Annotated in this window: 17 protein-coding genes; 7 read left to right on the forward strand and 10 right to left on the reverse strand. The window is 47.2% G+C overall.

Translation table 11 applies throughout. The features are described from left to right. Positions 1-562 precede the first annotated feature (562 nt). A complete protein-coding gene (locus QWY22_RS15965) occupies positions 563-1,816 on the reverse strand; it encodes a CNNM domain-containing protein (protein ID WP_300981809.1) in 1,254 nt (417 codons plus the stop codon). Positions 1,817-1,960: 144 nt separating this feature from the next. Between QWY22_RS15965 and QWY22_RS15970 the strand changes: the two genes are divergently transcribed. Further along, positions 1,961-3,337: a dipeptidase gene (locus QWY22_RS15970; RefSeq protein ID WP_300984412.1), complete on the forward strand. Its 1,377-nt coding sequence runs from the start codon at positions 1,961-1,963 to the stop codon at positions 3,335-3,337. Between the two features lie 66 nt (positions 3,338-3,403). On the opposite strand, the gene QWY22_RS15975 is transcribed toward QWY22_RS15970, so the two are convergent. Then, positions 3,404-4,282, reverse strand: coding sequence for an SDR family oxidoreductase (locus QWY22_RS15975; RefSeq protein ID WP_300981811.1), 879 nt, complete (start codon positions 4,280-4,282; stop codon positions 3,404-3,406). Positions 4,283-4,438: 156 nt separating this feature from the next. Between QWY22_RS15975 and QWY22_RS15980 the strand changes: the two genes are divergently transcribed. From QWY22_RS15980 to QWY22_RS15990, 3 genes are all read left to right on the forward strand, one after another. Beyond that, positions 4,439-5,005 (forward strand): glycerol-3-phosphate acyltransferase, encoded by a 567-nt coding sequence (locus QWY22_RS15980; RefSeq protein WP_300981813.1) that lies wholly within the window; start codon positions 4,439-4,441, stop codon positions 5,003-5,005. A gap of 134 nt (positions 5,006-5,139) precedes the next feature. Further along, entirely contained in the window at positions 5,140-5,994 is an 855-nt protein-coding gene (locus QWY22_RS15985; RefSeq protein ID WP_300981814.1) for a DegV family protein, read from the forward strand. A gap of 113 nt (positions 5,995-6,107) precedes the next feature. Then, on the forward strand, positions 6,108-7,127 hold the full coding sequence (locus tag QWY22_RS15990) for a DUF2804 domain-containing protein (RefSeq protein WP_367281312.1): 1,020 nt from the start codon (positions 6,108-6,110) through the stop codon (positions 7,125-7,127). A 79-nt stretch (positions 7,128-7,206) separates the two neighbouring features. Here QWY22_RS15990 and QWY22_RS15995 read toward each other — a convergent pair whose 3' ends face one another. Both QWY22_RS15995 and kynA read right to left on the reverse strand, forming a co-directional pair. Beyond that, a complete protein-coding gene (locus QWY22_RS15995) occupies positions 7,207-7,920 on the reverse strand; it encodes a glycerophosphodiester phosphodiesterase family protein (RefSeq protein ID WP_300981817.1) in 714 nt (237 codons plus the stop codon). An 11-nt stretch (positions 7,921-7,931) separates the two neighbouring features. After that, positions 7,932-8,786, reverse strand: a complete 855-nt coding sequence (kynA, locus tag QWY22_RS16000; RefSeq protein ID WP_300984413.1) for a tryptophan 2,3-dioxygenase — start codon at positions 8,784-8,786, stop codon at positions 7,932-7,934. A 119-nt stretch (positions 8,787-8,905) separates the two neighbouring features. Between kynA and QWY22_RS16005 the strand changes: the two genes are divergently transcribed. Next, positions 8,906-9,415, forward strand: coding sequence for a YusW family protein (locus tag QWY22_RS16005; protein ID WP_300981819.1), 510 nt, complete (start codon positions 8,906-8,908; stop codon positions 9,413-9,415). A 49-nt stretch (positions 9,416-9,464) separates the two neighbouring features. On the opposite strand, the gene QWY22_RS16010 is transcribed toward QWY22_RS16005, so the two are convergent. After that, positions 9,465-10,304 carry a GNAT family N-acetyltransferase gene (locus tag QWY22_RS16010; protein WP_300981820.1) on the reverse strand — a complete coding sequence of 280 codons (840 nt, stop codon included), beginning with the start codon at positions 10,302-10,304 and terminating at the stop codon, positions 9,465-9,467. A gap of 145 nt (positions 10,305-10,449) precedes the next feature. On the opposite strand from QWY22_RS16010, the gene QWY22_RS16015 reads away from it, so the two are divergent. Then, positions 10,450-11,499 carry an acyltransferase family protein gene (locus QWY22_RS16015; protein ID WP_300981821.1) on the forward strand — a complete coding sequence of 350 codons (1,050 nt, stop codon included), beginning with the start codon at positions 10,450-10,452 and terminating at the stop codon, positions 11,497-11,499. 539 nt (positions 11,500-12,038) lie between these two features. On the opposite strand, the gene QWY22_RS16020 is transcribed toward QWY22_RS16015, so the two are convergent. The 5 genes from QWY22_RS16020 to QWY22_RS16040 all read right to left on the reverse strand — a co-directional run bounded on the left by QWY22_RS16020 (position 12,039) and on the right by QWY22_RS16040 (position 18,309). Continuing rightward, positions 12,039-13,862 (reverse strand): ABC transporter ATP-binding protein, encoded by a 1,824-nt coding sequence (locus tag QWY22_RS16020; RefSeq protein ID WP_300984414.1) that lies wholly within the window; start codon positions 13,860-13,862, stop codon positions 12,039-12,041. Next, positions 13,855-15,582, reverse strand: a complete 1,728-nt coding sequence (locus QWY22_RS16025; RefSeq protein WP_300981822.1) for an ABC transporter ATP-binding protein — start codon at positions 15,580-15,582, stop codon at positions 13,855-13,857. Before QWY22_RS16025 ends, QWY22_RS16020 begins: the two co-directional genes overlap by 8 nt. Before the next feature lie 113 nt (positions 15,583-15,695). Next, the gene (locus QWY22_RS16030) at positions 15,696-16,631 is read right to left on the reverse strand and encodes a DMT family transporter (RefSeq protein ID WP_300981823.1); all 936 of its coding nucleotides are present in this window, start codon (positions 16,629-16,631) and stop codon (positions 15,696-15,698) included. A gap of 56 nt (positions 16,632-16,687) precedes the next feature. After that, positions 16,688-17,749 carry a CopD family protein gene (locus QWY22_RS16035; protein WP_300981824.1) on the reverse strand — a complete coding sequence of 354 codons (1,062 nt, stop codon included), beginning with the start codon at positions 17,747-17,749 and terminating at the stop codon, positions 16,688-16,690. Beyond that, on the reverse strand, positions 17,746-18,309 hold the full coding sequence (locus QWY22_RS16040; RefSeq protein ID WP_300981825.1) for a copper resistance CopC family protein: 564 nt from the start codon (positions 18,307-18,309) through the stop codon (positions 17,746-17,748). The genes QWY22_RS16035 and QWY22_RS16040 overlap by 4 nt, the downstream gene beginning before the upstream one ends. A 307-nt stretch (positions 18,310-18,616) precedes the next feature. On the opposite strand from QWY22_RS16040, the gene QWY22_RS16045 reads away from it, so the two are divergent. Beyond that, positions 18,617-20,623 (forward strand): bifunctional diguanylate cyclase/phosphodiesterase, encoded by a 2,007-nt coding sequence (locus QWY22_RS16045; RefSeq protein WP_300981826.1) that lies wholly within the window; start codon positions 18,617-18,619, stop codon positions 20,621-20,623. The last annotated feature ends 20 nt before the right edge of the window (positions 20,624-20,643 follow it).

Genomic DNA, 20,643 nt, shown 5'->3' on the forward strand with positions numbered 1-20,643 from the left:
GTGCCTCCGTCCGTTTTTCTTATTAACCTTATTGTGCCCTATCCGAAACTTACGCTCTATCGCTTTCACTTTCATTAAACTTACAAAGTTGTAATCTAGAAAAGCGTAGGCGACCGGTTAGCCCCGACAAGCGCTGGAAGACTTGCAGGTGATGTCGCACTTTGCCATCGCAGGCAAGTCTGAAGCGTCTCGAGGGGCTGGTCGCCGGAGCTAGACAACAAGAAAAGCGGAAGCGGCATCTTTCCAGCTGCACAGCCGGGGTGGCTTATGACCCCGAGAATCTGGCCGCTGCAGCTGGACAATAAGAAAAGCGTAGGCGACCGGTTAGCCCCGACAAGCAAGATATGGACCAAAAGAAGTTTGGTCCGTATCTTTGCGACGAAGCACAAAGTGCTGCAGGAGCAGGGTTTAGATAAACTGGCTGCATGCTCTTCTGTTTTCAGCAGACCAGCCTGAAACGTCTCGAGGAGCTAGGCGCTGCAGCTGGACAACAAGAAAAGCGGAAGCGCCTGCTCACGATCGGCAAGTTACAAAGCGAAAAAAACAAAAAGAAAACCCTGCATTATACAGGGTCTGCCATCATTTCTTCTTCTGTCAGTTTCGTAATGGTCAAGCGGATAATCCGGTTGCGGTCCATTTCGTTCACTTTAACATGGAGATTCTCGTAGGTGAATTCTTCGCCTTCATCCGGCACATGCCCCAATTGCTGCATGACAAAGCCCGCAATCGTATCATGGTCGTTCGGCACTTCCACTTTGAACATGTCATTGACGTCTTCGATTTCCAGGCGGCCGTGGCAGGACAATTGTGTATCCGTCATCTCAAAGACAAGCTCGTCCTCTTCTACATCCGTCTCGTCTTCGATATCCTGGCCAATCATTTCTTCGATAATGTCTTCCTGTGTGACAATGCCAAGCGTACCGCCGTACTCATCCAAAATGACTGCCATGTGTTTTTTCTTCGACAACATCATTTTAAAGACTTTCTCGACGCTTACTGATTGGACGACGAAAAGCGGATTGTCATCCATCAACTCTTCAATGGTCAAATTCGGGTTCATCGACCACTCAATCAATTTTTTCGAGTAAAACAAGCCGACAATATTATCCAGGCTTTCCTCGTAAACCGGATAGCGTGTATAAGAAGAGTCCAGGATCAAATCCCTTACTTCCTCGTAATTGGAGTCGATGGCAATCCCTACCGTATCGGTACGGTGGGTGGACATAACATCCGATACATCTTTGTTCGGAAAATCCAGTATGCCTTTAATCCGCTCTGATTCTTCTTCCTCGAATGTTCCTTCAGTAGAAGCGATATCCACCATCGAACGAAGTTCTTCCTTCGTCAATGTCGCTTCTTTTACTGTTCCTTTGGAAATGATGCGGATAAAGATATTCGTAAACTGCGACAGCAGCCATGTAAGCGGTTTTAAGATAACTACAAAAAAACTGATGGCCGGAGCCACCACGTAGACAATGCGGTCAGCAAAAGTTGCCGCAATTGTTTTTGGCAGCACTTCGCCAAAAATGATGATGACCACTGTCAGTACAGCGGTTGCCACCCCGACTTCCCAGCCTCTTGTGAGGGCGATCGTCGTTACTAAAGTCGGCATTAAGATGTTTACAATGTTGTTCCCGATTAAAATCGTCGTGATCATTCGGTCCGGCTTCGCGATTAACTTCTGTACACGTTGCGATTTTGCATCGCCTTGTTCTGCGCGAAGATGGACCTTCATCCTATTAACAGCCGTTAATGCCGTTTCGCTTCCGGAGAAGAAAAACGACATGAATAAACAAATTCCCAGTGCAATAAACAAATTTAGTTCCTCCAGTGTATAAAACACAATTTTTTACGAGCTCTTTCCGTATGAAAGATTATACCATAGCGATTTTCCAATTGTCGAAACACATAGCTCCTATGTTATAATTTTTCCATAATTAAAAAATAGGAATTGAGGGATATAATGAATGCACAAATGATAGACGAATATTTCAAGAACCACCGGGAAGAACATTTAGAAGAATTGAAAGCATTCTTGCGGATCCCTTCCATCAGCTCATTGTCCGAACATAAAGATGATGTTCGAAAAGGCGCCGAATGGCTGCGCGATGCCATGGAAAAAGCGGGTCTGGAAAATGCGAAAGTGTTTGAAACTGAAGGGCATCCTGTTGTTTACGCCGACTGGCTTCATGCCGAAGGCAAACCGACTGTATTGGTTTATGGCCATTACGACGTTCAGCCGGTCGATCCACTGAACCTTTGGGAGACTCCTCCTTTTGATCCGCAAGTCCGCGACAACAAATTGTATGCACGCGGAGCGAGCGATGATAAAGGGCAGACCTTTATGCATGTAAAAGCGGTTGAAGCTTTGCTTCAATTGAACGGCGAGCTTCCTGTGAACATCAAATTCATCGTTGAAGGCGAAGAAGAAATCGGCAGCCCCACACTGCCAAAATACGTTGAACAAAACAAAGAACAACTGAAGGCTGATTTGATTGTTATTTCCGATACAGGCATGCAAGGGCCAGGACGTCCGGCAGTTTGCTACGGACTGCGCGGCCTTGCCGGCATCCAGATTGACGTGAAAGGGCCAAAAGGCGATTTGCATTCCGGACTCTACGGCGGTGCTGTGCAGAACCCGCTACATGCCATCGTTGAGATTCTCCAATCGTTCCGCGATAAAGAAGGCGTCATCCAAGTAGAAGGCTTTTACGAAGATGTACTGGAAGTATCGGACGAAGAGCGCGCTGAATTTGCGGCTCTGGAATTTAATCTTGAAAAAGAAAAACAGGACTTGGGCATCACAGATGATTTCGGCGAGAAAGGCTATTCATTTGTTGAACGTACATGGATCCGCCCGACACTCGAAATCAACGGCATCACCGGCGGCTTTTCCGGGGAAGGCATCAAAACCGTATTGCCCGCAGAAGCCAGCGCGAAAATCACGTGCCGCTTAGTGCCGGATCAGGATCCTGACGATATTGTCGCGAAGCTCCGCGCACATGTTGAAGCGAATAAACCAGCAGGCGTTACTGTCGAAATCTCTGACTTTGACAAAGGCCAGCCGTTCCTGACGCCTTACGACCATCCAGCCATTCAAGCTGCCGGGCGTTCGTACGAAAAAGTCTACAATGTCAAAACTGCTTTTACCCGCATGGGCGGTTCGGTGCCGATTGTCGCTGTATTCGACCAAGTGCTTGGCTTGCCGGTTGTGTTGATGGGCTTTGGCTTGTCGTCTGAGAACTTCCATGCCCCGAACGAACATTTCCACTTGGAAAACTTCGACAAAGGGCTCCGCGTCATCAGCGATTACCTGTTCGAAGCAGCAAACTTATAATCAATGGAGAAAGGCCTTTCCGATAGCCGGAAAGGCCTTTTCTTTATGGTTATCCAGGCTGGCCATTTACGAAGACATGTAAGCCCCTCCGTTGACGTGAAGGAATTGCCCTGTCATATAGGCGCCGTCAGTAGAAGCCAATAGCACAAAGCTTCCGGTTAAATCCACCGGCTGTCCGGGCCGGCCAAGCGGCGTGGACTTGCCGAATTCCGCCACTTCTTTTTCTGAATGGCTTGATGCGACGAGCGGCGTCCAGATTGGGCCTGGAGCAATGCCGTTCACCCGGACACCATCGGGTGCAAGTTCCTTCGCCATGGCACGCGTAAATGCGACAATGGCGCCTTTTGTCGTGGAATAGTCCACCTGTCCGGTTTGGCCTGCATACGCATCAATTGAAGACGTGTTGATAATGGAACTGCCCACTTTTAAATGCGGCAGCGCCGCTTTCGTTAAATAAAACATCGAAAAAATATTGGTGGCGAAAGTTTTTTGCAATTGTTCTGCCGAAATATCCAAGATGCTTTCCTGACGGTTGGCCCATGCAGCGTTATTGACCAGAATATCGAGCTGGCCATGAAGTTCGATGACGTCTTCAATCGCTTTTCGGCAAAACACTTCATCTGATATATCGCCTGCATGAAGCGTACAGCGGACATCTTGCTCTTCAATCAAATGCTTCGTCGCCTCGGCATCGATATGCTCATCGTAGTAAATGATCGCCACATGCGCTCCTTCTTTTGCAAATCCGATAGCCGCCGCTTTGCCAATGCCGCTGTCTCCGCCTGTAACCACTGCCACTTTGCCGGCCAGCTTGCCGCTTCCTTTGCGGCTCTTCAAATCAAAAACCGGCTGGGGATCCATTACTTTTTCCAGACCAGGCTTCCTCGACTGGGATTGGGGCGGGATGCCTGCAGCCAAATATTTTTCCTGTGTCAGATCCTCCATCAGTACACGCTCCTTTTTCTCCTTGCTATACCCGCTTTGCAAAGATTCAACTCGCTTATCCATTTAGCTCCGGTGGATTCGAACGGTGCATAGGGTTTCTTTCTGGCGGGGAAACTGGTTAAATAAACTCAACAGCATTTTCCCTGGAGGCGTAGCATGGTCATTTATTGGATTGCGGCTTATATAATCGGTAATATTTTGACAGCGTGGTGGATTGGCAAATGGAAAGGAATCGATTTGCGAAAAGAACGGAGCGGCAACCTCGGCGCCCGGAATGCCGGAGCCGTTATCGGCAAATCGGCATTTGTCCTGACATTTTTAGGGGATGCGGCTAAAGGGTCGGTTGTCGTGGCGATCGGCCATTTAGCCGGATTCGAAGAATGGGTAGTTGCGGTTGGCGGCCTTTCCGTAATTTGCGGACATCTTTTTCCGCTTTGGCTAAAAGGGCGCGGAGGCAAAGGCATTGCAACGTTTATTGGCGTCAGCTTGTCATTAACACCGTTCTTTTTTCTGGTTATGTTCCTGGCTTTCGCCCTTTTCTTCCCTGTCCTGAAAAGTGCGACATTGACCATGTTGATCAGCTACGCAGCATTTTTCTGTGCCTTAGCCTTCAATGAAGGCTGGATGGATTACTGGCCGCTTGGTTTAGCCGTTATCCTGATTCTCATTAAACATCAGGCAGATATCCAGGAATCATTTCAAAACCGTTTTTCGAAACCATAAGGGCTAGAAAATGGCTAAAGATTTTACACCTGCGGGAAGATGTGCCTTTTTTCTGCACCCATTTGTCTATCGAAGGGTCTCTATACGTGTTATAGTTTAATTATTCAAAATAATTTTATGATAGGATGGCTAAAATGAAAAAACCAATAGCATGGGTAATGGACACGACTGGATACGTTACGGAAGAATTTAAAGCTCATCCAGATGTTTATATTGTGCCGCTCAACATCCATTTTGGCACGGAAGAATTTATTGATGGCGTAGATCTAAGCAATTCTCAGCTGTACGAACGCATCAAAAAGGCGACCGATTTCCCCAAGACTTCTCAGCCCGCTGCCGGCAAATTTGCGGAGCTGTATGAAAAACTGCAGGAAGAGTATGAATGTGCCATTGCCGTCCACGCGTCGGCCAAACTAAGCGGCACGATTGCTTCATCAACTGCAGGAGCGGAAATGACCGGCTTTAAAGTTTTTGCTGTCGATTCTTTGGCATTGTCCTATGGTTTGTCCGGTCTGATTGAACGGGGCATGACACTTGCTGCAGGCGGCATGGAAGCAGAAGATATCGCCGCACAGCTCGAACTGGAAACAAAAAATTTCCGGAATTACATTTTAATCGGCAATTTATCGCAATTGTATAAAGGCGGTCGCATGAGCGGTGCCCAATATTATTTAGGAAGCCTTCTAAAAGTAAAACCGATCGTCCAACTTAGTGCTGAAGGAGAGTTGGTGCCGATCGACAAAGTGCGCTCTCATAAAAAAGCGGTACAGTATTTAATCGACCACGCCAAAGCGGATCACGAAAAATTTGGAATCGATACATTCCAGGTCATGCATGGAAATGTGCACGCTGAAGCCGAAAGCTTTAAGCAGGAAATCTTGAAGTTTAATCCGCAAGCTGAAGTCCAGATTGGTGATTTAAGTTCTTCGCTTGCCGTCCATGCCGGCGAAGGGACCATTGCACTGATGTGGAGAAGGCCCGTAAAGTAACAGCATTAAAGAATCAGGGGAATAGGCTATCCCCTTTCCCCAATTTCTAATACAAATTTTACAAGCAGTTGTTCTGATAAAATAGAAGTAGAGTGATGAGCGAGGTGGATTTAATGCAGCATGTAGAACGGGAACTTACAGAACACGTAATGCTTTGTGATGCAAAAGGCCAATTAAATCCGGGCGCTATTGGATATGCACGCCAACCCTTCGTTGTCAGCAATCTGCGCGGCAATTTCATGAGAAAGAAAAAGTGGAATTACTGGTGTGTTTTTGGTGAGGAAATTTTGTTTTCTGCGACCATAAGCCACTTGGATTACGCGACGGTCTGCTTCGTTTATCTGTTAAACTACGAAACGCAGCGGTTTCATGAAAAAACCATTGTCGTACCTTTTACCCGCCAGCTGAAATTGTCCGATAAAGTACTTGACGCTTGCCATTTCTTTCACGGTGATATGGCCATCCAAATTGATTACCAGCAGCATAAGACACATCTCCAAGTAAATGTAGCAGATTTTGACGGCGAAGCGCTTCATGCTTCTTTCGATATCCAGCATCCTGAAACGTATGATTCGCTAAACGTTGTCATTCCCTGGAACCGGCAAACATTTCAATTTACTGGAAAACACTTGTCATTGCCTGCTTCAGGGACGGTAAGAATCGGCAATCAGCAATTTGAATTCGAACCTGAATACAGTTTTGCAGTCCTGGACTATGGACGCGGCGTCTGGCCGCGGGAATCTTCCTGGAACTGGGCGATGGCCTCGCAGCGCTCGCTTGGGCGATCAATCGGACTTAATTTCGGCGGCAAATGGACAGACGGCACCGGCATGACGGAAAATGCATTTTTCGTCAACGGGAAAATGACTAAAATTCATGAAGACGTGCTGTTTCATTACAATCGGGAAAATTATAAGGAACCATGGCTGATTCATACGAAATTCTCCGATGATGTTAAATTAACGTTCACACCGTTTTTCGAACGCGTTTCCATCAGTGATATGAAATTGGTAAAGTCCGAAGTCCATCAGCTGTTTGGCTATTATAACGGCTATGTCCGTTATCCGGACGGAAAAAAAGTAAAAATCCTTGAAGTGCTCGGGTCAATTGAAGAACATTACGCAAAATGGTAAAAGAGGCACAATGGCAGCTCTCCCGCAAAGTGAGTTTTTCAACTCCGGCTTTTTGGGTGCAGCACCATTGCGCCTCTTTTTATTTTAGTTCATTCAGCATTCTCTCGGGATAATCGGTGAAAATGCCGTGCACGCCGATTTTCTGGAGTTCCTGGGCATAGTCGAGGCTATTGACTGTCCAGACATAGACAATCGCCCCTTTCTGCAATGCATTCGTCGTCATTTTCCGAAAAGCTGAAGGCAATGAAACGTGAAGGCGATTCGTTCCGATGACGCGGGCGTAATCGTAAATATCCACATAAATTTGAGACGTGATAATAGCAGAGTCTAAATCCGTTTCCAGGCAAACTTTCTGGACATCCTCGTGATTGAAGGAGGAAATAAGCAACCGGTCCAGCATTCCTTTTTTCGTCGCCAGGTTGATGACTTTATCCACTAATCCATCGTATGGGAAAATATCCGATTTGATTTCAATATTCAATCGGTGTGGGGTGTCTTGAAATACGTCCATGACTTCGTCAAGAGTAGGAATGCGTTCCCCGCTCCATTCATCTGAAAACCAGGAACCGCAGTCGTAACTTTGCAGTTCATCGAGCATTTTGTCTTTGACATAGCCTTTCCCGTCCGTTGTCCGGTTGATTTTTTCATCGTGGATAACGACCATTTTGCCGTCCTTCGTCAATTGAACATCTATTTCGACGCCGTCGATCGGCAACTTTGCGGCTGCCCGAAAAGCAGCCAATGTATTTTCCGGGTAGGTCCCTGAACACCCTCTGTGTGCATAAATCTTCATGTCTTATCCTCCTAAATCTCTGTCCGCAGTTCCCAAAGTTCCGGGAAAAAGTAATGGTCCAGCACTTTTTTCAAATAATGGACGCCTGATGAGCCTCCGGTTCCCTGCCTGAAGCCAATAATGCGCTCAACGGTTTTCATATGGCGGAATCGCCATTGCTGCAGGCTGTCTTCAATATCCACAAGTTTTTCTGCCAACTGATACAGCTCCCAGTAAGACTCCGTATCCTGATAAACGGCTTTCCATGCTTGCTTAACACTGTCATTGCTTTCGTAAACCGTTGTAATGTCCCGGTCCAGCAGTTCCGGATCTATCCCAAAGCCGCTTCTGGCCAGCTTTTGAATAGCGGCATCATAAAGGCCGGGCTTTCGGAATGCTGAAAGAAGCTGCTGGTGGAGCTCTTTTTCTTTTTCATAAATTTTTAGTACATGTTTTGTTTTATACCCTAAAGCGAACTCAATCATGCGGTATTGATAAGATTGAAAGCCGCTCGCATTTCCAAGGGCGTTCCGGAACTTCAAATAATCGGTCGGAGTCATGGTTGCCAGCACGTCCCACCCTTGAATAATCTGAGACTGGATTCTTGAAACCCTGGCTAATTGCTTAAACGCCGGCTGCAAATCATCCCTTTTGATGCAGTCGATCGCAGATTGCAATTCGTGCAAAATCAGCTTCATCCACAATTCAGAGACCTGATGAATAATGATGAACAAAGTTTCGTCATGCTGGCCGCTTACCGGAATTTGGGCAGAGAGCAACTTGTCCAGCTGCAAATACTCTCCGTATGTCATATTTCCCTCGAAATCTGTATGGATTCCTTTTTCAGAAGCTGCTGCAATGTTTTGGCCGTTGGTGTAATCTTTCATGATCACCGCTCCATTCGGGCTCATCTTTTTCTATCTCCGCTCAGCTCCATGCAACGATTAAAAATAGGGAATTCGGGAATACAGAATTTAACTAATTTAATTGTGAAAGGATGACTTCTATGACCTTCAAGAAAACATCTGTCCTGACAGCATTGCTGCTTTCTTCCACACTCGCCCTGTCAGCCTGCGGCGAAAGCGATGAAGTAAACGAACCTGTCGGCAACGAATCTCAAACGGATCCGGCACCCGGTTCAGGAGATGCCTCCCCTGGCGGCGGAACCGATGAAGAAAGCATTGGCGGCGATACATTCGGCTTTACCGAGTTTAGCGTAGATGTGGATTATCCCGACCAGGATGACGCCATTGATATCAGTTATGAAGAAGACCGTGACAATATAGAAGCCAGTTACGAAAACAAATTAGAGAATCAGAATTTAGCCGGAGATGAAGCTATGGATGAAATTGAACCGGTTTTCCAGACCCTTGATTTAACTTCGGATATGACTGATGAAGAAGCCATCGAATCAGTGGTAGGCGGTTTTGGCATTGAAGCAGGCTACAAAACGATTGAAATAGACGTCCGGTTCTCCGACGGCACGGAAAAAGAATTTAAAGGCAAAGGAAACTGATTCCGCCACTTGCCATCTGCCTCAGCAGATGGTTTTTTTGTTGGATGGATTAAACCCGTTTCCAATAAGCGATGGTATTGATGGGCTGAAAACCTGCTTTTTCGTAGACGTTTAACGCATTGTTATCCGTTTCGACATCAAGCAGCACTTGCTGTTTGCCTTTTTGATGCGCCAGATTCCGGCTCCATGCCAAAAAGGCCTGGCCGTATCCTTTTCCCTGTTCTTCAGGATGGACGGCAAATGCAGTTACCCAGAGCGCATCTTCTTCTGCCACCAAGGTTGCTGTCGCCACTAGTTTTCCTTCTTTTTTCATCAGCCAGACATCTCTTCCCGCTTCTTCCAAGTTATGCGTAATCACCGGGATTACTTCTTCGTCAAAAGCTGCCCGCAAAAGTGACTCCAGTTCTTCCCGTTCTTCGTTAAACTGCGTTACCGATACGCCTTCAGGTAAATCCACGGTTTCCAAAGACTCTACGCCCAGCTGGATTTCCTTGAAGTCTTCGCTATAGCCCAAACTCGCAAGAAACCCTGCCGCTTCCTTATCTTCAATAAAAGCTGCCAATTCGCTCTCGGCTTCGCGCTGCGAGTGCCCGTGATGAATGCCTTCAGCAAGTGCAGATCCAATGGACTGCCTGCGGTAATCCGGATGGACAACTGCCGACCATTCGTAATGATGAAGGCCGATGATGTCAACGGAAGTTGCAAATCCGATCAATTCCCCGTCATCACTATATGCGACAACGGCAAACCCGCGGCTATGGGGCTGATCCCACACCGGTTCTTGGAGCACTACGCTGTAATCTTTCTGAAATAGAGCCAGTAATTTTTTCATATCGCTAATTGTTTGTGAATCCAGCGGAAATGATTCAATAGACAGGGAAATATTCATATTCCACCAACCTTTCTAGTATTATTTTCATCCTAACATATGATGACAGAATTGACCGTTTTTTTACCGTTCTGTATCAACCGTTTATACGGCTTAAGGTTGGGATATACTAAATTGGTTAGTTTTAAATTCGGAGGTCATCGTCTTGGCAAAACAACGTTTAACTTGGGTGGATATTACAAAAGGCTTTTTAATGATTTTGGTTGTTATCGGCCATTTTTCGGGGCCGATGCCCACAGAATTTCCGCTCGTTAAGTACATCTACTGGTTCCACATGCCGGCGTTCTTTTTGTTGAGCGGCTTGTTCTTTAAGCCGATCACTGAAAATCAGCAACTGAAACCGGCTATCCAAAAACGCTTTATGCAATTATTGGTCCCATACATATTCTTTTTATTGTTGCTGACGTCCATTAAATACGGTATGGCAATCGGCGAAGGCACATTTACCGCGGCGTTCCTGAGACAGGACTTGATTGAACTGGCTGCCGGCGGCCGTTTTCTCCGCGGTGAACACGGGGTTTTCTGGTTTGTCACCGTGATGTTTGCAACTTACCTATTGTTTTTATGGATCACGCGCTTTAAGCGTTCTATCCAATTGATGATTTTGGCCGGCTGCTACATCCTAGCCCAGCTCGAAGGAAAATTTGCGATGAGCCTGGCAAGTGAGCCGGATGCAGCTTCTATGCAGATTCCCATGCTTTGGAATCTGGACGTTGCACTGCTGGCCGTTGTCTACTACGCTATCGGCTATTACTTGAAGTCCTTCTGGATGAGCATTCCGAAATACGCCATTGCGGCGGCGGCAGCCATTGCACTTGCTGCTGTATCGGCTGACCGTGCCGGCTGGATCGATTATCACTTGAGCATGAAGTTTCTGCGCTACGACCATTTCCTGCTCGACTTGGTCATTCCGCTTGCCTTTACGCTGCTCGTGGTCGGCTTTTTTCAACTGCTTGCTGCCAAAATCACTTTCCCGTGGCTGGTGAAAATTGAAGAGCATTCAATCTCGATCATGTACCTGCATATCTTTATCGGTTTCCTGGTTGAGGATTTCCTGCCATTCAATTTGTTCACTTATACGGCGCTTGGTTTACTGATTCCGATTATGCTGTCAATCGCCATTCCCAAAACCATTCCGCTTGGCGAAATCCTGCTTGGGCGATTCAAGCCAAAAACACGCATGCAATTGCATTAATGAAAGAAAGGCTGATCCATTTCGGATCAGCCTTTCGCATGTAGACAAAAGAATGTTTAAGCTTGAGAGATGAATGAACATCCAACCAGACATGCCGGATCCTCCTTTACAGCCGGACGCGTTCCGCGGGCTCACACCGAACTAACTTGGAACGTACGTCCCGAGTGGATTTCGGCACTTCGTTGCTACGCTGCCCCGCTGGAGTCGCCGGCTTTCACTTCGGATCCTTAACATGAAGATTATCTAGAGGTATCGCTTTTCTTCTTGAACTGTCTGTTTAAGCTTCAATCGGATGAGCATGCATTTTCTAATCAAAGAGAGACGCTCCAACCGGCCCGGCCACGAAGACTCCTGTGGGAGCAGCTCAGGTCGAAGGCCCCGCAGGAGCAAGGTTTTCAGCGACGAGGAGACTGAGGCCGAGCCCACGGAAAGCGAAGTGGCCGGGCCGGTTGGGTTTATGCATGTAGATTCATTTCATTTAAACTTTGTCTACAGTCTGAAGGCTGATCCATTTTCGGATCAGCCTTTTCCATTCCTTCTTATAATTTTGCATCCGCCAGCATATTGGCGTAGATGCCGCCGCTGTCAATCAGCTTTTGCTGGGTACCGTATTCCACGAGTTCGCCCATTTCCATGACCAGCACGAGATCTGCTTGCCGCACCGTATTTAAGCGGTGGGCAATGACAAAACTGGTCCGTCCGGCCATGAGCCGTTCGAGTGCTTCCTGGATTTTCAGTTCGGTCACGGTGTCGATGCTGCTTGTCGCTTCATCGAGCAGCAGGATGACCGGATCGGCTACCAATGCCCGGGCAATCGATAATAATTGCTTTTGGCCTTGGCTGATCATCGACCCGTCCCCTTTCAAGACTGTATCGTAGCCATCCGGCAGTTTGGCGATAAAATCATGGGCATTCGCTTTTTGAGCGGCTTCGATGATTTCCTCATCTGTCGCATCCAAGCGGCCATAGCGAATGTTTTCCCGAACAGTCGCCTCAAACAGGAATGGATCCTGCAGCACAAAAGCAATCTGTTTGCGGAGCGTTTCGCGCGGCATGTCGGCAATCGGTGTGCCATCCAGGCGTATTTCCCCTTCATTGGCGTCATAGAAGCGGGCGAGCAATTGCATGATGGTGGTTTTTCCGGCGCCTGTAGCACCGACAAGGGCCGCTGTCTGGCCGATTCCGACGTTAAAGCTGACATTGCGGATTGTCCAGTCTTCCTCTGCCCCTTCATACTTAAAAGAGACATCGTCAAATTCGACATAGCCCTGCAGTTCTTTGTCTGCATTTTGAACTTCGTCGTCTTTTTCTTCGGTTTCTCCCATGATGGAGAACACGCGCTCCGCTCCGGCAATCGCCGAAAGGACGGTATTGAACTGGTTGGCTAAGTCATTGAGCGGACGCGTAAACTGGCGTGCATATTCCGTGAAAATGACAATAACGCCAATGGAAATATCGCCGTTCAAAGCCAGCAGCCCGCCGGCTCCTGCTACAATCGCAAAGCTGCCGTTGTTCAAAAAGTTCATGACTTTCGGGATAAATCCCGAATACGTCCATGCCCAGAATCCGGTTCTCTGGAGGCGCTCACTTTTCACCAAAAACTCATCCATGACACGAGGTTCCTGAGAGAAGGCTTTGACGATTTTCTGTCCGGAAATGCTTTCTTCGATCAAGCCGTTCAATTCACCGATGGCCTGCTGCTGTTCCTTGTATAAACGTCCAGTTCTTTTCGTAATCCACTGCATGGCAATAAACATCAGCGGAATGATGATCAGTGTCAGCAACGTCAATAACGGGCTCAGTATCAGCATGACGATCATCGTCCCAGTCAGCGTCAAGACGCTGGAGAATACTTGAATAAACGAACTGTTCAATGTCGTTGAAACGTTCTCAATGTCATTGGTCATCCGGCTCATCAGCTCGCCGTGCTGGCGCTTATCGAAGAATGACACCGGCAGCCGCTGCAAATGCTTGAACAGTCCGGTACGCATCCGGTAAATCACTTGCTGGGCAATGCCGATCATCCAGTAGTTCTGCAAGTACATCGTTAAGGAATAGCCGATATACACAAGGATGAGCCAAAGTACAATCGGACCCATCCCTTCAAAGGTTTGGGGTACGATATAGTGGTCAATGATATACCCGATCAAATAGGGCCCCAATAAAGCCAGCGCCGAACTGATAAACACCATAACCAGCACGGTGACCAGCAGCATGCGGTGTTCATCAACCAGCTTCCAGATCCGCAGCAAAGTGGATTTCCAGTTTTCTGCCCGCTCTTGTTTTTTGGGGGCATCTTTCGCTAAATCTTCTTTTTTTATAACCGGTTCATAGCCAAAAGGCCGTCGAATGGCATCAAACATATTCATCCACCTCTTCCTCTTGCTGCGAAAGCGCTATTTGCCGGTAGAGTTCTGACGTTCTCATCAGCTGTTGGTGTGTGCCGTACGCTGAAATCCGGCCTTCTTCCATCAGCAAAATGCGGTCCGCTTTTAAAGCCGTCCGTATTTTCTGAGTTACCACAAGCATGGTGGCATTTTCGCGTTCTAGTTCTTGCCATAGCGCCGCTTCCGTTTTCACGTCGAGCGCGCTTGTACTGTCGTCCAGAATCAGAATGGACGGCTTCCGGACAAGCGCCCGGGCGATGGACAGGCGCTGCTTTTGCCCGCCCGACAAGTTAACGCCTTTTTGGCCGACCCGGGTAGCATAGCCTTTTGGGAACCGCTCCACTGTGCCGTGAATTTGGGCTTTCGCTGCTGCCCCTGCCAGTTCTTCCTGTTTTGCCTGCTCCTTGCCCCAGGACAAGTTATCGGAGATCGTTCCCGTAAAGAGGAGAGACTGCTGCGGAACGATGCCAATCGTTTTTCGGAGCGCCCGCAAAGACCAATTTCTCACATCACGGCCGTGGATATAGACGGTTCCTTCCGTCGCATCATAGAAGCGGGGAATCAGCTGGAGCAGCGAAGATTTCCCGGAGCCGGTTGCCCCCATGATCGCCAGTTTTTCATTGGGTTTCATTTCAAACGAGATGTTTTTCAGCACCGGGCTTTCTGCCCCAGGGTAAGCGAATGAGACATTTTCAAATACCACTTCGCCCTGGCGGATTGCCTGTTCTTCTCCCGCCTCTTCTTTTTCACGGACATCGTCAGCCACCAGCACTTCTTCAATCCGTTCGGAAGAAGCTTTCGCCCGGGCATAAGCCATGATGATAAACGAAAACATCGAAAAAGCACCGGTCATGCGCATGGCGTAGTTGATAATAGCTACCAGTTCCCCGATTTGGGCGCCGCCTTGACGGATTTCCGAAGCGCCGAACCAAATGACTGCCAATAACGAAAGGTTCATGCCAAGCAGCAGAATCGGCAAGATAATTTCCATGACACGCAGCGCTTTGACCGTATCCATCTTCAGCGATCCTGCTACTTCTGAGAAACGAGTGGATTCGTATTTCCCCCGTAAATACGCTTTGATCAAACGCACCGCTTGCAAGTTTTCCTGAATCATCCGATTTAAGCGATCAAGCCGCAACTGGACAAAACTGAAATGGGACACGCCTTTTTTGACCATAACGTATAAAAAAATCAATAAGAACGGAAAAACAATCACCAAATAAAGCGCCAGTTTAGCATTTACAACGAGCGCCATGGCCATGCTGCCGATAACAAGCAGCGGCGCACGGAGCATGATGCGCAGCCCCATGAACAGCACTTGCTGCACCATCGTGACATCACTCGTTAAGCGTGTGATTAAGCCGGATGCCGGAAATTTGTTGAATGTGGCGAGCGAGAAAGACTGGATGCGCCCATACACCGCTTTGCGCAAATCAAAAGAAAAGCTTTGCGACACGTGGGCCGCATAATAGGAATTGATGATCCCAGCGACAAAAGCAATTCCGGACATGGCTACCAATACGATTCCATATTGGATGATCCGTTCCTGGCTGCCGGCAAGGATTCCGTCATCAATAATTTTTGAGATGACGAGTGGCTGAAACAGCTCCACCGTCAGTTCCAGAAGCATAAAGAATAATGCAATTATGATAAGCCCTTTATATGGCTTGGCGTAGGAAAAGACAGTTTTCATCTGGAAAAACCCCCTAAGAATTTCGAAACACGAACCTTTTATGTTGACTATTATGCCACAATTCTCTGACAACAGACAGTTTTATTCCCTGAAAAAAAGAAAAAAGCAGCACCTTAAGAGGCGCTGCTTTCGGAATATCCTGCTTTCTTTTTCTTCGGTTTTATATTGCCGGCAAGAGACAGCCACGTGACGAATACCAGCATGATCAGCGCACCGCCGAGTTGCGGAGGCGCCAACAATTGCTGGAACCAAAAAACAGAAATGACCATGGCCGTCAATGGTTCAACAGAAGAAAGAATGCTCGTTTCCACTGGCGAGATAAAGCGCATGCTGCTCAAAAACAACACAAACGCCACCGTACCGACGATGATAATGGCGATCATTGCCCAAATGGCACGGACATCCTGGAACTTCGTCCATTCTGAAGAAAGGAATATCGGCTTGACCAGCCCCATAAAGGCACCGCCAAAAAGCATCGACCATCCGACTACGAGCATAACGCCCCATTCCTGCATTAACCGTGCCGGATATAAGGTGTAAAACATAAAAGTCAGCCCGACAAGAAGTCCCCAAAACAAAGCTTCCCCGCTGATGGCCAGTTTGTCCAAGGAGCCGTTCGTCAGCAAAAGAAACAAGCCGATCAAGGTTCCTGCCATGCCGGTAATTTGGTAAACCGGTGGGAACTTTTTCTGGCGCAGCGAGACAAACAGAATAATGTAAACCGGCGCAAGAAACTGGAGCAAAGTGGCAACGACCGCATCACTCGCTTCAATTGCCGAAACAAAGGTGTATTGAACGCCGAGCATGCCGAATACGGCAAAAATCAGCAACGGACGAACCCAGATCCTTCCTTTGAAAATGGATGTGACCTGCACGCCTCTTAACTTTAAAAAGCCGAGCAGCAGCAAGCCGGCAAGTATCAGGCGAACCGTCGATAAAAACTCCGGAGAAAATCCGAAGGTGCCGAGCGACCACTGCATCAGCGGCCCCGTCGCTCCCCAAAGCATCGCCCCGCTTATAATCATGGCTATCCCTTTGACACGATTCATCGAATCTCTCCTTTCACCGTAAAACATTAACGTTTAGTAGAATGGCTCCAATCGTTTTAGAAAACTGTATTCAACATTAAACCGGCATAAACCGCCCCTACAAATACAAGCCCGAACAGAAGAGACAGCCAAGGCGGCAATTGCTTTTTATACCCCAGCACCATCAGCCCCAGACACATCAGCCCGATGGCTATCAGCAAAGCGCCATTCAAAGAAAAAGCCCACGCACCGTCTATCGGTATGTATTGAGGCCCTTTCAGCAATTCGACGAAAGGCGCCATCCCTTCTGAACGGAAAGTGTCATTGATATCATGAGGCGGTGCTTGCTTGCTCATGAAAGCAGTCAAAGCAAAGACCAGCAAAATCAACAAGAATTCAACTTTCAGCCATACACGTTCATAGACGCCTTTTTTATTCAAAAACCCATTGATCAAGGCTGCGGCCAGTATCGGAATAATCGTCAGATGCTTCAGCAGCAGCAGTTGGCCATAAGGCAATACCCATGATTTCGCATAGTCTGCAGGATTTACAAAAAACAGCATAATGATGATGCCGCTGATAAACAAGGCAGCTAGGCAGGCAATGGCGAACGGAGTAAACCAGGCAGTGAATGATTTCCAATTTGAGCCGTCATGCGCCAACCAGGCTACATGCAGCAGGACACCAATCCAAAGCGACATAGAAAGAAAATGAATAGAATGGCTAAAAAACCCTGCCCATAAATTCAAGGTGGAAACGTGGCTGAAAAAGCCGACAATCAAAACCAGGATGCCGGTATAGTACGCGCGCATATGCACGGAGCCGCTATAAAAAACCGTCAGACCCAGCAAAATGCAAAAAAGCAATGTGAGAACCCAGCCATTTCCGATGCGAAAATCCACCAAAACCCGAAAAAACGTACTGAACACGCCTTGGCCGTTATTTAAAAATACGACCAATTCGATAACAGGCGCCAAAGAAAACAGCGCAATGCCCGCAACACTTATCAGCTGCAGTTTTCTGGAATCCTGAAATAGCGGTTTGCGGTTCGCCGGAACAAAGCTTAGAACAATGCAACCAATAATATAGGAAAACGCCAGATACAACAAGACATCCGAGATTGCCGTAAAAAAAATCATGCTTTTTTCTTAAGCAGCTTGTACAAACTAAAGCCTATTAGCACAGCTGCCGCAATAAGAAGGATGGTGGACAATAGACCGCTGCCCGCCTCGCTGCTTTCAACGGATTCATTCGCTTCGGGGCTTTCTGCTTGTTCGTTTGCTGCCGGCTCTTCTTCAGGCGTTTCACTTTCAGCAGACTCTTCTTCGGCAGACTCCTCTTCGGCAACCTCTTCCGCTTTTATGCCAAATGGCACTTGCCCTTCAATTGGATGGCCGTCTTCTCCAATGATTTTCCAGACAATGATGTACTGGCCATTTGGAAGCTCTTCAGTAAGCGATCCCGTCATGACATTTTCGTTTATAGAAATATTTTCCACGTCATAATTTTGTTCAGCGCCTTCCAAAACCATGGAGCTTCCTTCTTCAATAACGGTGCCAAAAACCAGTTCAATTTCTTTCGGCTGCACTTGCAGGACTTCGCCTTCCGCTGGTGTAGAAGATGTCAAGGTCGTATGTGCTTGTGCGGAAAGTGGTGTAGCTAACATCAAAAGTAATAATAAAGTGATAATTTTATTCATTTTTTATTCCCTCTTCTTTCATTTCTCTCATTATTTTCTTTTTTTCTTCCACCATTCTCTCACGGCTGATAAAATAAGCATAGTGAATATATGTAAAATTTTATTTACAATTTTTTGAAAAGGATGACTATATTCCTTTTCTTCTTTATAATGGAAATAAAGAGAAAATTCCGTTGGTAAATTTCTCTTTATTCAACTGACTGTGAAATGGACCAACCGGCCTTTTGCGGTCGTAGGCTCTCCTGTTTCAAGAAGCGGAGCATTGCCCGCTGAAGCGGGATAAACTATGGAAAAGGAGCGTTATGGAATGAGTGAATTGCAAGACCTACTATCGAATAATCTCGTTTTCAACCACATCCCTTTTCCCATTATCATTATGGACAAAGACGGGCTTGTTGTATGGTGCAACCGCCATGCAGAACGTGTTTTCCAAGTCGAATCCAGTTCCATTAAAGGGCAACTTTATCCTTATATGAACCCTGAAAAAGCTGCACTTTATAAACATTCTTGGGAAACGATTTTACATAGCAAGGAACCTGTCCGGTTTGAAGACGTGGAAGTTGGTTTAGGCACCGGCGGGCATACATATACGACAATCGTCACAAAATCGTTTGCCGCAGACGGCGAACAGTTTATCATGTCCATTTTTGAAGTGGATGAAGCGGATGAAGAAGGCTCAGCAAGCAGAGAATTGAACAGCTTGCGAAACGGACTGGACGACTCGTTCATGCTTTTGTATTTTGATGAAGACTTCCTGATTACGTATGCCAATCCCCTGTTTTTGAAATTAAGCAAATGGACACCGAAACGCATACTCGGAAAACCAATCTGGCAAATGTTCGGCGAAGCCGGCGAAGATGTTCATTTTGTTGAAACACTGACTGCGACGCTGAAAAACGGCAAAGTCTGGAATGGGCAAGCCAAGAAATTGAAAAAAGACGGCGACGTCTATTGGGTGGATTTAACCGCCATTCCCATGCAGGTCAAAGGCGATGACACGTATTACATTTTCCTGGAGAAAGATATTACAGCCTCCAAAAAGGCGCAGCACCATCTAGAAGCCATCGCTTTTATCGATCCCATTACGGGCCTTGAAAACCGGCACCGTTTGGAGCAGGTGGTTAATGAATTCATTGAAGAACGCAAGCACTTCTCTTTTGTATACATGGACATTGACCGTTTTTACACATTGCAGGATGTATCGGATACCGATACGGAAAACGAACTTCTTGTTGAATTCACGAAACGTTTGCGGATGTATTTCTCCGACTCAATCATTACCCGCGCAGGACTGCATGAATTTGCATTGGTGACGCCGCTCAGCAATTGGTTTATCGAAGGGTTCCTTCACTATTTGCAGCAGCATCCTATCTATATGCACGGCACCGCAATTCCATTGACCGTCAGCGGAGCGATTACACGGTATCCGGAAGACCAGCAATCGTTTGTCCATTTGATCAAAGCTTCGCATGCGACAATCAAAAAAGTGAAAGAACGCGGCGGCAGCGCCATTTCCGCCCTTACTTCCGATGACCACGAGCGCCTTAACCGCACTTCCCTTATTGAACGGCGCCTGATCCATGCACTGGACCGCCGCAACCTGCGCCTGCTTTACCAGCCTCAAGTCAATTTGAGCACCGGCAAAGTGGAGGGCGTGGAAGCGCTCGTGCGATGGGAAGACTCGGAAATCGGCATTGTGACACCGGATGAACTGATTCCCATCGCTGAAGAAAGCGGCATGATTCATGAAATTGGCAAATTCGTTCTTGAAACAGTCTGCGCTCAGCAGAAAGAATGGAAATCACGCGGCATCGATTTGAACGTCAGCATCAACTCTTCAATCCGGGAATTCCGGGATAAGGACATGGCTAAAGTTTTTCTGGAGCAGCTTGCACTGAATGAAGGAGTCGCAAACTCGCTGACAATTGAAATCACCGAGAAATTCGCTTTGGAAGCAGAAGCGGAACAATCCATCATCAAACAGATGAAACAGCTGCACCAAGCCGGCATTTCTTTCTCGCTAGACGATTTTGGCACAGGCTATGCATCGTTCCGTTATATGCTCCTGCTCCCGATTTCAAGTTTAAAGATCGACCGTGACATCATCCAGTCCATTACAAAGCAGGAAAAAATGCAGAAAATGATCAAAGGCATGATCCAATTCGGCAAGAGCTTGGATTTCCAGGTAACCGCCGAAGGCGTTGAAACCAATGAACAGCTTGAATTGCTTCGCGTCATGGACTGCGATATCATCCAAGGCTATATTTCCGGGCGCCCGATGGAAGCCCATGATCTGGAAAAGTGGTTGAACTAATTTAAAATCGGTATGGCCCT

It is taken from the genome of Planococcus liqunii, assembly GCF_030413595.1.
GTDB classification, from domain to species: Bacteria; Bacillota; Bacilli; order Bacillales_A; family Planococcaceae; genus Planococcus; species Planococcus liqunii.

Excerpts from the sequence above, each read along its gene's own strand:
- QWY22_RS15975 (WP_300981811.1), bottom strand. The coding sequence starts at position 4,282 with ATGGAGGATCTGACACAGGAAAAATATTTGGCTGCAGGCATCCCGCCC.
- QWY22_RS15980 (WP_300981813.1), top strand. The coding sequence starts at position 4,439 with ATGGTCATTTATTGGATTGCGGCTTATATAATCGGTAATATTTTGACA.
- QWY22_RS15985 (WP_300981814.1), top strand. The coding sequence starts at position 5,140 with ATGAAAAAACCAATAGCATGGGTAATGGACACGACTGGATACGTTACG.
- QWY22_RS15990 (WP_367281312.1), top strand. The coding sequence starts at position 6,108 with ATGCAGCATGTAGAACGGGAACTTACAGAACACGTAATGCTTTGTGAT.
- QWY22_RS15995 (WP_300981817.1), bottom strand. The coding sequence starts at position 7,920 with ATGAAGATTTATGCACACAGAGGGTGTTCAGGGACCTACCCGGAAAAT.
- kynA (WP_300984413.1), bottom strand. The coding sequence starts at position 8,786 with ATGAAAGATTACACCAACGGCCAAAACATTGCAGCAGCTTCTGAAAAA.
- QWY22_RS16005 (WP_300981819.1), top strand. The coding sequence starts at position 8,906 with ATGACCTTCAAGAAAACATCTGTCCTGACAGCATTGCTGCTTTCTTCC.
- QWY22_RS16010 (WP_300981820.1), bottom strand. The coding sequence starts at position 10,304 with ATGAATATTTCCCTGTCTATTGAATCATTTCCGCTGGATTCACAAACA.
- QWY22_RS16020 (WP_300984414.1), bottom strand. The coding sequence starts at position 13,862 with ATGTTTGATGCCATTCGACGGCCTTTTGGCTATGAACCGGTTATAAAA.
- QWY22_RS16025 (WP_300981822.1), bottom strand. The coding sequence starts at position 15,582 with ATGAAAACTGTCTTTTCCTACGCCAAGCCATATAAAGGGCTTATCATA.
- QWY22_RS16030 (WP_300981823.1), bottom strand. The coding sequence starts at position 16,631 with ATGAATCGTGTCAAAGGGATAGCCATGATTATAAGCGGGGCGATGCTT.
- QWY22_RS16035 (WP_300981824.1), bottom strand. The coding sequence starts at position 17,749 with ATGATTTTTTTTACGGCAATCTCGGATGTCTTGTTGTATCTGGCGTTT.
- QWY22_RS16040 (WP_300981825.1), bottom strand. The coding sequence starts at position 18,309 with ATGAATAAAATTATCACTTTATTATTACTTTTGATGTTAGCTACACCA.
- QWY22_RS16045 (WP_300981826.1), top strand. The coding sequence starts at position 18,617 with ATGAGTGAATTGCAAGACCTACTATCGAATAATCTCGTTTTCAACCAC.